This window comes from Limnohabitans sp. MORI2, from assembly GCF_027925025.1.
Lineage (GTDB): Bacteria > Pseudomonadota > Gammaproteobacteria > Burkholderiales > Burkholderiaceae_C > Limnohabitans.
Genome location: NZ_AP027058.1, coordinates 907,869 through 920,053 on the forward strand (window position 1 = coordinate 907,869; position 12,185 = coordinate 920,053).

The window sequence follows — 12,185 nt, forward strand, 5'->3', positions numbered from 1 at the left end:
ATTTAGAAACAAGGTTGGATGTCATCAGTATTGGTTGGGGTCTGCAAATAACCTACGGCCGGAAAATGTTGCGTGATGCATTTGGCCATTTGAAGTTCATTCTCGACAGGGTAAAGATTGCTTTGAATGATGGAGCTTTTACGAGCTAATGCTTGAATGGTTGTGGTTTGCAATCCGAGAGAGGTTAGTGCTGCCGCTGTCATCGCTCTGTCACTGAGCGAAAAACAGGCCGATAAGGGAATGCCGCTAACACGAACTGGGACCCCTGAGTAAATATCAATCAAATCATTGATCGATACACCAATCACATTCGTGGATGCGTTGATTGTGGCAATTGAAAAATCATTTTCTTTGGTCACAACAGCGTTGTTTTGTGCTGTCTCTTGGCCGTTTCGTGAGCAATGCCAGACCGGTTGCGCCCAACAAGACATGTACCCCAAAGCAACAGAGAAAACTAGGATGCGCTTCACGGCCGTGCTATGCCGGCATTGGCCGCCAGTCCTTTGGGTAAGCACTCTGCGCACTTTTCATGCGGTGCAACTTGGCGTAAAAATTTTGGTAATTCCTTGAATAAGTCTGATGGTTTTTTGTCAGGGTTATGAGAGAGTGTGGCGGCCTCAGCCAGTGGAGATACTGGTGGCGTCGGACGCCATTCCATGGGCGCGTGCTCTGAAGGTTGAAATGCAATTGGTAAGACGCTTCGATGCTTTTTAAGTGCTACCGCCAGTTCCTCATCATCTCTTGTTGCGTCAAGAAATAACAGGTCGAATCCAATCGATTTAGGACGGCAGCAAGCGTCGTCAAGTTGATCTAATAGTTGGGTGTATTTGTTGCGCGCAAGAGGCCAACCTCCGAGTTCTTCAAGTGATTGATCGTCGACTGCAATGATCACGATGTTGTGAGTTGGACGGAATCCTTGAAGCCGCATCAGGTGGTCATACAGCACGTTACTTAATGGCTGTGTAACCCCAAAAAAAATCAACGAGGCGAGCAGCACTACCGCAATGAGTGCAGTGGCTCGCCACTCGATGTGCAAGCGTCTCTTGCGTTGTTTATGATCTTTCAAGGTGTGGAAGCTGTCAGTGTGAAGAGGTCAAAGGCCCCTGATTGCTTAGTCAGGGCGGGATTGAGTCCTTCACGCATTGTTGTGTATGACATGGTCCAGGTGTAGCGACCCGAGGGTAGTCCTTCGATGGTGAATTGACCATTGTGCGACTGAAGCTTCTTGGTTGATACGAGTTCTTGTGTACCGCTTTGAGCGTGACGAATCAAGGAAAACGTGATCGTTGTGCCTTCGGTTTTGGGCGTGTTAAATGTTGCTCTACAGCGTGCTGATTTCACTTCATTCACCGTGAAGCAAAATCCGTACTGTTGCAAAGGCCCCATGAGCCCAGCTTTTGAAACGGATGCTAGTTGATAAAAAAAAGCATCTTTGTTCAGAGGTGGGGTTTTAATCTGTGTGATCTGCGCTGCTTTCTGTAAGCGCTCACCAAGCAGGTTGACATGCTGTCCGCTTGTGATTGTGTAATGATTTGCCAGTTGCACAGGGGTGAATTGAAGGTCGTAAATCTCCTCGTTTGCGTTAATGCGTTCTGCCTTTTTAAATTCAGGTGCATCTAAAAGGTTTTCAACTGGTAACGCTTTGCCTGAGTTGTCAAAGGTTATCCCCTGTCCTTTGCTGACAGGTTTCGCCTCATCGTCGTTCTGCCCTTTAGCGCTCACAACGCCTGCCAGTACTTCGACTTGTCCAGTTTGTTCGGTTGTTTCATATCCAACGCGAAATTCGGTTCCTCTCACGCCAGTCATCGATAGCGGGGTTCGAACTTCGAAAGGGGTTGTTTGTGCTCGTCCTTTGAAAACATCGAGTTCTACCCTGCCTTTGATGAGATCTAATTGAACTTCAGGGGTTGTTTCGATCGCATTTTTTCTGAGAATGGCAATTTTGATGGCAGCACTGGAGGGTAGTCGAAGTGTTGAACCATCTTCGAGTTGCATCGCTGAATGACATTCAGCGGGAATGTCAATGATTGCACCTTCCCTAAGGATGCTGCCAATTTGAATCTGTTTTGGGGGTACTCCGGCACGAATCGACTGAGCGCAATTGAGTGCAATCACGGTGGCTTGCGATGGGCTTTGTTTGACCGCACTTCTAGGAATTTTTAGTACTTCCCCTTCGGGAAGTAAGTTGATGTTTCGTAAGTGGTTTAAGCTGCGAATGAATTCAAGATCAGTAGATTGCTTCAGGTATTTTCTTGAAAGTTTAATGAGCGTATCGCCGCGCTTAATTTTGTAAAAAATTAGCGGTAATCCTTTCTCAGCATCAGATGCTTGGCTCAATGTTGGGATGCATAAAAAACAAAGCAGTAGCAAGCTACAAAACTTATGCATCTCTATGTTCCTCAACAGCCATCAACCTGTATCCGAATCCATAAATCGGTTTGAGTCTCAATTTAGGAGATGTTGCAGCTAGATCTAGTTTCTTTCTCAGCCATGAAATGTGGACATCCAAGGACCGAGAGAGCGCATCGCCGCCGCCGCCCCAAACCTCTTGCATGAGTCGGTCTCTGGAAATCGCGCGTTCATGATTTTCGAAAAGAAACATGGCTAACTTGAATTCTTTTTCTGAAAGATTGACGCTTAAGTCTTCAAATTCGACGGTGTTAGACAATTGATTAAATTTATAACCGAGTAGATTCCGGATGATGTCTTGGTTGTTTCTCTCGGGGTATGTGCGTCGAATGAGGGCGTTGATTCGAGCCAAAAACTCCTGCGGTCGTACGGGCTTGGTGCAATAGTCATCAGCTCCTGCGTTGAGGGCTTCGGTTATATCTTGTTCATCTGTCTTACTGGTCAGAAAAAGCACGGGCTCTTTGAGTCCTCGTATTTCGCGAATATGTTTGAGCACCTCAATGCCGGATACGCGCGGGACCCTCCAGTCCAACACATACAAGTCAATCGTGTCACGTCCGATGGCTTTAATCATGTCGGCGCCATTGCTAAATGTGTTGGTTGTGTGGCCGGCTTTTTCCAGTATTTCGCAGACGTATTGAGCCAGTTGAGGTTCGTCTTCTAAGAGTCCGATGTACATAGTTGCAGGTCAATTTAGAAAGTTGCGATCGCAGTTTTCAAGTGTTTCGTAAAAATCATGCCAACAAATCCAATTGCTGCAAACGCTTCGGGATCGCGAAGGCGCAATGGATTCGCCTGCCACACCAGTCATGATGAAAGTGTTATGCATGATGAAGGTTTATTAATGTCGCATGATGTTAGCGAAAGCTTTGTCTTGGGCGTGAAACTTTCAAGCGCCCCTTGCTCAAGTATCAGGTTGTGTCGATATGAGCCTTATACGCGTATCCAGATGAGAAGGTGTTAGGAAGAACATTCAAAAAATTCGCTAAGTAGTTGCATTGAAAGAATTTTTTTTACAAATAAACAACAAAAAATTGCAAAAAATGTAGTTTTTGTGGGTTTGTTTGCTAAGATTAATGCAAGGAGTCCATATGTCTAATCAATCTGATTCACTCGAAAGTGTTGTTATCGGTGACGGCGTTGTCGTCAAAGGTACATTTACAGTCCCATCAAAAGCCATCATCAATGGCGTGATTGAGGGGGATTTAACGGCAGAAGAGGTCTTGATTGGCCCTACTGGCAAGATTACAGGGCGAGTTTCGGCCAAAGTCATCGATGTGCGTGGTCAATTGCACAACACCATTATTTCTGAGAAGAGCCTGATTGTTCGCTCCACGGGCAAGATCGCAGGCAAAGTTCAATACTCTGAGATTGAAATAGAAAAAGGTGGCGAAATCGAGGGTACTTTGAGTCAAGATGCTAACGGCCCAGCGATGAATGTAGGCTCGTCTGCGGCGGCTTAATCTACTAGTTTATGTTGCGGCGCATCTTTACAACTGCTCGTATGCTGCCTGGACTTGTGTCCAGCGGTTGGACACGGCAGTATGACGATGCGCGCATCATTCTGGAGCAAAACGGCGATCTCCATTACCTTAATGTCAGTGCTCGCATTCAACGCATTCTGGTGCGTGGGGGCATTTTGGCAACTGGGGCGATGCTGGTGGCGATTGGTGTACTACTGGTGACCAGCATCAGTTTGATGATCAGTCGTTCTAAGTTAGAGCGTTCGCATGAAGAGGTTTACAGGGCATTGCTCAGCAGTGCTTCTGACTCGGAAACCGGTGAGCAACTCACGATGAGTGATGAGCAAATGGTTGCATTGGCTCAGACAATCCGTGATCGCGATATGAGCATTCGGCGGTTTGTCGATACTTCTATGGTGGCAGTTTCGCAAGAAAACGTGACCATGAAGTCTCAGCTGGAGTCATCGGGTTTGACTGAGAAGATTGTGAAAATCATTCAACAAAATGCGGCTAATGGTGGCTTCAATTTGGAAGATGATGTTAAAAGCAATCCTTTGTTGCGCGGTAAGGTGGCTGACGAATTGTCAACCAATCGCGGATTGCGCGAGGTGTTGTATGCCTTGCCTAGCAGAATGCCTGTGCCCAACTACAGCGTGACATCTGACTTTGGTGTTCGGCGTCATCCTTTGTCTGGTCAAACACATTTCCACACGGGCGTAGATATGTTGAGCCAAACTGGAGATGAGAAGGTGCACCCAGTTAAGCCAGGTGTCGTGGTTCTAGCTCAATTTCATACCCAGTATGGCAATACAGTTGTCGTTCGCCATACCAATGGCGTGGAATCCTTGTATGCACACTTGGCCAATATTGAAGTTAAATTGGGTGACAAAGTCACCACAGAGTCTGTGCTGGGCAACATTGGCAGCACAGGATCTTCGTCAACAGGTAAGCACCTACATTTGGAAATTTTGATTGGTGGTTATCCAGTCAACCCACAGAAAGTTATACGGACGGCGCAATATGTTCAACAAATCCAAAACCAACAACGTTAACAATCAATCTCAAGTTGCTAACTCAGAGCTCGAAGCCGAGCAAGAGTTGGCCGAAACCGTGGAACCAGAAGTTTCTGAGCCGGTAGCAACGCCTGCTCAGACCAATACATCACCTACACCAGCAAGAAGCAGCATGATGGACATGATCTCAACAACAGCGACTAAACCTTCAATCCTCAGTGAAGGTTTCTCTTTCCGAGGTGAAATTGCTGCCAAAGGCGCAATTCATGTGGAAGGTGCTTTGAATGGTCAAATTCAAGTTGACGAGCTCACCATTGGTGCACGCGGGCAAGTTGAAGGTGTTGTGACATGTTCTAGCTTGCATATCAAAGGCAAATTTTCAGGAACTGCAACATGTAATGAGCTCATTGTCACATCATCTGCATCTGTAGATGGGCATGTTGTTTACCAAACTCTCTCTGTTCAAAAGGGCGCTTCTATCAAGGGCGAACTTTTGTTGGTGAAATAAACCAAGCTCTTTGCGCGCTAGTCTGCATCCGCTATGAGTCAAGAAGAATTGTTTGTCAATGGTGACTTGCTTAGGTTGAGTCGCGAAGCGCGTGGATGGGTTTTGAATGACATGGCAACGCGCGCATGCATGTCGGTCAAGCAAATTCGTCAACTTGAAGAAGGCGGCACAAGCGCTTTTTATAGTGCTGCAGTGAAAGCAACTGCAGCTAAGAAGGTTGCTGCGTTGCTTGGTTTGTCAGTCGATGCAGTGTTCGCTCAAACTGCAAAGCCCATGTTGGATACTTCTTTGGATGGCTCAGAAGTTGTAGCAGCAAAAATTTTAGGCTCGCAAGTTGATGTCAATGACAGTGAGCAAGCACCATTAGTTGAACCTAGTGCTGTCACGCAATTTCAAACATTGGCGCCATCTGAGGGTGTTCAAAGCGAAACAATCGATTCCGCGTCGAATGCCGAAGCTACTGCTAAATCCAAAACTTCCCTCTTAACGATTGCTGCATTGTTTGCGGCGGCGCTTGGTGCAGCTGCGTATCTGCAACCCAAAGAGGAGTTGGTGGGGGAATCTGCGCCTCCTGTTCAGGTGTTGCCTGCAGATGTGACCGATCCTGCCAGTGCTGCGAGCGCTTCCGATGCCAGTGCTTCAGTGGCGGATGCTCAAGCGGCGGCTTCTGTGTCTGTGGCAGCCGTGAAGTCTGTTTCAAGTGCATCTGTGGTTGCCCCTGTCGCGAGTGCAACTCGTCTGGTTTCATCTCAGCCTGTCGTGGCCAGCTCAACAGCAGCGCCATCACCCTCATCAGCTGCGAGCAAAGCGCCCTAAGCGACGGTGACATCCTGTTTGGAACTAAAAAGCCGCCGTTGCGCGGCTTTTATTTTTTCGCTCCCAACTCAAGTGCATGCGCTTGACTGATTTGAAGTTGCTGCGCATTTGGCGTGTCTAACGGCCATCCAGTGAGGTGTGAATGGCACAACTGATGTAGGCCTTGAATCCATGTGGCACTGTCATTCAAACAGTGGATGTAGTGAAAAACCTCACCACCCGCATTCAGATAAGCCTCTCGTGCTTCTTGTGAAATCTCTTCAAGGGTTTCAAGACAGTCGCTCGTAAAGCCCGGGCAAATCAAATCGACGCGCTTGATCTCTTGTTGCGCCAGCGCAATGAGGGAGGGCTCAGTGTAAGGTTCAAGCCACTTGGCTTTGCCAAAACGCGATTGAAAGGTCACCATGTATTGCTCTTTGCTAAGTTTCAATGCCTCAGCGAGCAAGCGCGCAGTTTTGTAGCACTCACAGTGGTATGGGTCACCGAGGTGCAGCGTGCGCTCAGGTACGCCATGAAAACTCATGACCAAACGCTCGCCTTGACCATGCTGCGCCCAGTGGCTACGAACACCCTCAGCCAGCGCGTGGATGTACGCCGGATGGTCGTGGTAATGGTTGATGAAACGAAACTCTGGCAATAGTCGGGTACGCAAGCCCCAGTGGTAGACCGCATCCATCACACTAGCGGTTGTGGTGCCTGAGTATTGAGGGTACGCGGGCAAGATCAAGATGCGTGTGAAACCTTCGGCTTTGAGTGCATCGAGTTGGCTATCGATGGATGGGTTGCCGTATCTCATGGCGTAGCGCACGGTGACGGATTCGCCTTGTGCGTTAAAAGCTGCCTGCAATGCCGTTGACTGCTTGTTCGTCCACACTTTCAGTGGTGAACCTTCGGGACCCCAAATAGTTGCGTATTTGGCGGCGGATTTGGCTGGGCGCACGCGCAATATGATGCCGTGCAAAATGACCATCCACACCAAACGTGGAATCTCGACCACACGCGGATCGCCTAAGAACTCTGCGAGGTAGCGACGCACGGCCGCCGCTGTGGGCTCATCGGGTGTGCCGAGGTTACACAGGAGTACGGCAGTACGCGGTGCTTGTCCGTGTGTGAACGCGGGTTCGGGTTTGAATGTAGGTTTGAACATGATGCGGTATTCTCGCCTAGCATGCTAAACCTTTCAAAAATCCAAGCCATTACGCTTGATCTCGATGACACGCTATGGCCCGTGTGGCCCACCATCGCTCGCGCAGAAGAAGCGTTGCAAGCTTGGTTGACTGAGCACGCACCGGCAACGGCTCGTTTATGTGCGCAGGGCGAGATGAAAAAACAAATTCGTGCAGAGATTAACCATCGCCATGCGAGTCAGGCGCACGACTTGACGTTTTTACGCCGTGAGGCGATTCGTGAAAGCTTGCTTCGTGCGGGTGATTCACCTGACTTTGCCGATGCTGCATTTGAGGTGTTTTTTACAGAACGCCAAAACGTTGTGCTGTACGAAGGGGTAGAGCTGGCCTTGTCTCGGTTGGCTACGCGTTATCCATTGGTGGGGTTGTCCAACGGCAATGCCGATGTCTTCCGTACGGCGGCGGGACCTTATTTCAAAGCTGCCGTGAGTGCGCGGGTGTGTGGTGTGGCCAAACCCGATATGAGAATTTTTCAAACCGCAGCTGATCAGCTCGATTTGCCAATGGACGCTGTGTTGCATCTGGGAGATGACGCGACCACCGATGTTTGGGGCGCCTTGAATGCCGGCATGCAAGCTGTGTGGATCAACACCCAAGGCCATGATTGGCCGCACGACTCAGCGCAACCTTTGACGGTCCATCATTTGGCTGAGGTGTGTGACTACTTGTTGACCTGAGCGTACTGCCCCCTCCAGCGTAGAGGGGTATGGGCCGCAGATGTAGTCACCGCAAGCCCATATGTTTTCAGCGACCTGTGGCTCTGGCCTTTCTAGTAAAGGCGTACATGCCAGTGTGGCGCGTTTCTCAAACACAGTTTGAACCACCTCTAAGTTAGAGAGTTCTAGCTGTTCACACACTTGGTCGTGCACTTGCTCGGTCAGCTCATCGCGCTCACCTTCGCACGCACTCACCACAGCAGCCAATAGTCCGTGTTGTTCGCAGAGCGCACCTTTGTCAAATACGAACTGTGCAGGGGCGGTCGCATCGCTGTGCAAAGCCACCATTGGACGGGGCAAACCTTGAAACCCAGAATCTTTGCAGTGCAAGTACACCGTGGCAATGGCTGCGTGTGGAAGTTCTGCGCATTGGTAAGCCCACTGTGGGGCGATGTCTGCCGTTAAGCGTGCTGCATCCCAAGATGGGCACGCCAGCAAAATGGGGGTGTCGGGTGTTACCGTGTGCTGCAGTGCCTCCATCTGCGTTGCACTGACGCGTGTTCCCAGGTGAATTTCAGCACCTTGGTCGCTGAGCCATTGCAAGCAGGCGTTGGGCAGCAATGCGCCGAGGTCAACACGTGGCACGAGGAGGTCTGCGTGACCTGTTTCCATGAGCGCATCTTGCAGCACGCGTAAAAACACAGTGGCACTGGCTTGGTGTACTGGTGTGTTGAGTGCAGACAGGCATAGAGGCTCAATCAATTGAGCCATCACGCGAGGGCTGATGCGCGCAGCGCTACATAGTTGCGCCACAGTCCAAGTTGGAATGCATTCAAAGTGGGTGCGTTGCCAACCCCATGCGGCTTGCAGGAGTTGGGCTTTGTCTTGCAGACGCCAACCCTGTGCTTTGGCAATGCCTGCCAGAAGGTTAAGGGGGCTTGGCCAATCGGGCAGTCTGAGGCCTTGGCCATCGGCAAACCGTAAATCCAGCGGTATGCGTTGTAAGAGTGTTTTGGGGTCGAGGCCCACGGTTCGCATGAGCGCCAAGGTGTCACGGTACGCACCAATCAGCACATGTTGGCCATTGTCCAAAGGCTTGCCTGCAAAACTTTGTGTCAAGCTGCGCGCTCGGCCACCGGCGGTGTGGGTGGCTTCAAATATGCGCACATGCCAACCGGCTTGGGTGGCGGCCACGGCAGCGGCCAAACCCGCCCAGCCTGCGCCCACGATGGTGAGTTGCTTCATGCCGCGATGGAGCGTTTAGAAACGGCCCAAGGCCTGCATCTTCCAAGCTAGCCAGAGCTTGCGCAGTGGTGTGAGGGCGACGCGTTGCTTGAGCACAGGAAATTTTTGGGCTTCAATTTCACGCAACAACGTACGGTAAATGCTGGCCATCATGAGTCCGGGTTTTTGATGTTTCCAGTCATGCGTGGGCAGCAAGGCCAAGGCTTCGTCATACAGCGCATGTGCGCGTGCGGCTTGAAATTGCATCAACGCTTGAAAACGCTCGGAATCCAAACGATTCAAAATTTCATGCGCTTTCACATCAAACTGCTGAAGCTCAGTGACGGGCAGGTAAATGCGCCCACGCAGTGCGTCTTCACCCACATCGCGAATGATGTTGGTGAGCTGAAAGGCTTGGCCCAATTTATGCGCGTAGGCGGTGGTTGTGGCGTCGGTTTGACCAAAAATCTTGGCCGACACTTCGCCCACCACGCCCGCCACCAAGTGGCAGTAGCGCGTGAGGTTAGGGTAGTCGAGGTAGCGCGTTTGGGTCAGGTCCATCTCGCAGCCATCGATCACCGATTGCAACGCAGCCTCTTCGAGGTTGAACTCCGTCACCCACGGCATCAACGCTTGCGTGACTGGGTGATTGGGCTTGCCCGCGAACGCTTGGCGTACTTCGTTGTGCCACCACGCCAATTTGCTGGCTGCGACGCCCGGGTCGCTCACTTCATCGACCACATCGTCCACCTCGCGGCAGAAAGCATAGAACGCCGTGATGGCGGCACGGCGCTGTGGTGGCAAAAACAAAAAGGCATAGTAAAAGCTGCTGCCTGAGGCGGAGGCTTTTTGCTGAACGTAGTCTTGAGGTGTCATGTGTGCCCGATTATCGGGCACACAGCTTGTGCGCTTAAGGCGCTTGAATTACATGCGCAAGCTGCGCCAGAGGATGCGAAACATGTCTAGCTTCTTCAGCGTTGGGCGAGCAAGTTGTGTGTGGTCGGTAGTTTCGGGCCGTGCATCCAATTGGTCCAGGATGCGCAAACCGCCTTGCACCACAGCACGCAGCTCCCATCCTGCACGGCCTTTGATTTGGTGAACCAAGGGCGCACCTTGCGCCATCAAAGAGCGTGCAAAACGCAGCTCTTCCTCAAGTGTGTGGTCTTGGGGCAAGTAGTTGCGGCCACGACGCAAGTCTTCGGCGCGGTCTTGCCAAAAGTTGATCAGTTGCAACGCGGTGCAAATGGCGTCGCTTTGCGCCAGTGCGGACGCATCGCTCACACCATACAAATGCAGCATCAAACGGCCCACAGGGTTCGCAGAGCGTCGGCAATAGTCCAGCAGTTCGGCACGGTTTCTGTAGCTTTGGCCAACGCTGGTGTAAATCACATCTTGCTCAAAGGCGTCGAGCAGGTCAAACAATGGCATCTGGGGTAGTTGGTGTTGCGCAGCCACTTGGCGCAGCGGCGTAAAGACATGTGGCCAGCGCACGCTGGGCACATAGCTTGTGCGTGCATGGCTGAGGCACTGCTGCAAATCGGCTCGGTATTCGCCTAAGGCGTCTAAACGGTGGTGTGCAGGGTCAAAGCCCTCATCTGCCAAATCGTCTGCGGTACGGGCAAAGTGGTACAGCGCTGCAACCGCTGGGCGCAAATGGGCAGGGCAGAGCCATGAGGCGACGGGAAAGTTTTCGTAGTGGTCGATGCGAGACATAAATTGCCCCTATTGTCGCTTGGCCTTGTAAATTCAAGGTTTACCGATATCGAGTACATTACTAACCAATCGGTCATTAGTATTTTGAAGACTTTATGATTCCTACAATTTATACCCATTCTCGTTGGCTTTTGGCCTGTCTCAGTGCTGCTTTGTTGCTTGGTTGTAGCAAAGCGCCTCCCGAACAAGAGCCTGTGCGCGCGGTGAAGGTTCTCACGGTGGGGGCTTCGGCCACGTCGTTTGATTTGGAGTTTTCGGGTGAGGTACGTGCACGCGTGGAGTCAAATCTCGGGTTTCGGGTGGGGGGCAAGCTCATTGCACGCCAAGCTGAGCTTGGTCAGCGTGTGAAGTCAGGGCAACTGCTCGCGCAAATTGACCCGCAGGACTACCGTGTGACCGCCGAGGCAGCGGCTGCACAGCTGATCGCCGCTCAAAGCAACCGAGATGTGGCGGCTGCTGACTTGAAGCGTTATCAAGGGCTGTTTGAACAAGGTTTTATCAGTGCTGCTGAACTAGAGCGTCGTCAAGCCAACGACAAGGCTGCGCAAGCCCAATGGCGTCAAGCACAAGCTCAAAGTACCGTGCAGGGCAACCAATCCAATTACACACACTTGCTGGCAGACGGTGCGGGTGTGATCACTTCTGTGGATGCTTCTGCGGGGCAGGTGGTGGCGGCTGGTCAACCGGTGCTTCGCTTGGCTTTGGATGGCCCGCGTGATGTTGTGTTCTCAGTGTCAGAAGATAAGTTAGCTTCTTTGAAAGCTGGCGTCCTGGTGGATGTACGCCAATGGTCGGACGGTAAAACGTATGAAGCCAAAGTGCGCGATGTTTCTGCAAGCGCCGATGTCATCACGCGCACGTTTGTGGTCAAAGCGGCCTTGCCTAAAGAGGTCGATCCTGTGTTGGGTTCGACCGTGACGGTGAGTTTGCGCGCCTCTCATCTGAAGGGCGAGATGCCACGCATCAAGTTGCCCACCCAAGCCTTGCGTACCGAAGCTGGCGCCACATCGGTTTGGTTGTTGGATGCTGCCAGCATGACTGTCAAAGCTCAAACTATTCAAGTAACAGCGGTCGATGGCAATGAGGTGGTCGTTGACTCAGGGTTGCAAAACGGCGACCAAGTCGTGGTCTCGGGTGTGCATGTGTTGACGGCTGGACAGAAGGTGTCGATCTTCGGCGCAGCCAAGTGAGATGAG

The 12,185-nt window shown here is 51.2% G+C and carries 14 protein-coding genes; 6 read left to right on the forward strand and 8 right to left on the reverse strand.

The window, feature by feature from the left end; all coding sequences use genetic code 11:
• Positions 1–2: 2 nt before the first annotated feature.
• The 4 genes from QMG27_RS04630 to QMG27_RS04645 are packed head-to-tail and all read right to left on the reverse strand — an operon-like array spanning position 3 to position 3,088.
• Complete coding sequence (locus QMG27_RS04630) at positions 3–470, reverse strand: hypothetical protein (protein ID WP_281813702.1); 468 nt, start codon at positions 468–470, stop codon at positions 3–5.
• Positions 467–1,066: a CHASE2 domain-containing protein gene (locus QMG27_RS04635; protein WP_281813704.1), complete on the reverse strand. Its 600-nt coding sequence runs from the start codon at positions 1,064–1,066 to the stop codon at positions 467–469. The genes QMG27_RS04630 and QMG27_RS04635 overlap by 4 nt, the downstream gene beginning before the upstream one ends.
• Entirely contained in the window at positions 1,063–2,337 is a 1,275-nt protein-coding gene (locus QMG27_RS04640) for a FecR domain-containing protein (RefSeq protein WP_281813706.1), read from the reverse strand. The genes QMG27_RS04635 and QMG27_RS04640 overlap by 4 nt, the downstream gene beginning before the upstream one ends.
• A 43-nt stretch (positions 2,338–2,380) precedes the next feature.
• The gene (locus QMG27_RS04645) at positions 2,381–3,088 is read right to left on the reverse strand and encodes a response regulator transcription factor (RefSeq protein ID WP_281813708.1); all 708 of its coding nucleotides are present in this window, start codon (positions 3,086–3,088) and stop codon (positions 2,381–2,383) included.
• Positions 3,089–3,500: 412 nt separating this feature from the next.
• On the opposite strand from QMG27_RS04645, the gene QMG27_RS04650 reads away from it, so the two are divergent.
• The 4 genes from QMG27_RS04650 to QMG27_RS04665 are packed head-to-tail and all read left to right on the forward strand — an operon-like array spanning position 3,501 to position 6,209.
• Positions 3,501–3,872 (forward strand): polymer-forming cytoskeletal protein, encoded by a 372-nt coding sequence (locus QMG27_RS04650; protein WP_281813710.1) that lies wholly within the window; start codon positions 3,501–3,503, stop codon positions 3,870–3,872.
• 41 nt (positions 3,873–3,913) lie between these two features.
• Positions 3,914–4,924, forward strand: a complete 1,011-nt coding sequence (locus QMG27_RS04655; RefSeq protein ID WP_281813713.1) for a M23 family metallopeptidase — start codon at positions 3,914–3,916, stop codon at positions 4,922–4,924.
• Positions 4,893–5,393: a polymer-forming cytoskeletal protein gene (locus QMG27_RS04660; RefSeq protein ID WP_281813716.1), complete on the forward strand. Its 501-nt coding sequence runs from the start codon at positions 4,893–4,895 to the stop codon at positions 5,391–5,393. The genes QMG27_RS04655 and QMG27_RS04660 overlap by 32 nt, the downstream gene beginning before the upstream one ends.
• Before the next feature lie 33 nt (positions 5,394–5,426).
• Positions 5,427–6,209: a helix-turn-helix transcriptional regulator gene (locus QMG27_RS04665; protein ID WP_281813718.1), complete on the forward strand. Its 783-nt coding sequence runs from the start codon at positions 5,427–5,429 to the stop codon at positions 6,207–6,209.
• Between the two features lie 49 nt (positions 6,210–6,258).
• Here QMG27_RS04665 and hemH read toward each other — a convergent pair whose 3' ends face one another.
• Positions 6,259–7,356, reverse strand: coding sequence for a ferrochelatase (gene hemH / locus QMG27_RS04670; protein ID WP_281813721.1), 1,098 nt, complete (start codon positions 7,354–7,356; stop codon positions 6,259–6,261).
• Positions 7,357–7,377: 21 nt separating this feature from the next.
• Between hemH and QMG27_RS04675 the strand changes: the two genes are divergently transcribed.
• Positions 7,378–8,073: an HAD-IA family hydrolase gene (locus tag QMG27_RS04675; RefSeq protein ID WP_281813724.1), complete on the forward strand. Its 696-nt coding sequence runs from the start codon at positions 7,378–7,380 to the stop codon at positions 8,071–8,073.
• Here the strand turns inward: QMG27_RS04675 and hpnE are convergent.
• From hpnE to QMG27_RS04690, 3 genes are read right to left on the reverse strand one after another with little or no spacing between them, the layout of a single operon-like run.
• Entirely contained in the window at positions 8,014–9,297 is a 1,284-nt protein-coding gene (hpnE, locus tag QMG27_RS04680; protein ID WP_281813727.1) for a hydroxysqualene dehydroxylase HpnE, read from the reverse strand. The genes QMG27_RS04675 and hpnE overlap by 60 nt on opposite strands.
• Before the next feature lie 15 nt (positions 9,298–9,312).
• Positions 9,313–10,152: a presqualene diphosphate synthase HpnD gene (gene hpnD, locus QMG27_RS04685; protein WP_281813730.1), complete on the reverse strand. Its 840-nt coding sequence runs from the start codon at positions 10,150–10,152 to the stop codon at positions 9,313–9,315.
• 48 nt (positions 10,153–10,200) lie between these two features.
• Entirely contained in the window at positions 10,201–10,989 is a 789-nt protein-coding gene (locus QMG27_RS04690) for a squalene/phytoene synthase family protein (RefSeq protein ID WP_281813733.1), read from the reverse strand.
• A 95-nt stretch (positions 10,990–11,084) separates the two neighbouring features.
• Here QMG27_RS04690 and QMG27_RS04695 point away from each other — a divergent pair, with 95 nt between their 5' ends.
• Positions 11,085–12,179: an efflux RND transporter periplasmic adaptor subunit gene (locus tag QMG27_RS04695; RefSeq protein WP_281813736.1), complete on the forward strand. Its 1,095-nt coding sequence runs from the start codon at positions 11,085–11,087 to the stop codon at positions 12,177–12,179.
• Positions 12,180–12,185: the final 6 nt, after the last annotated feature.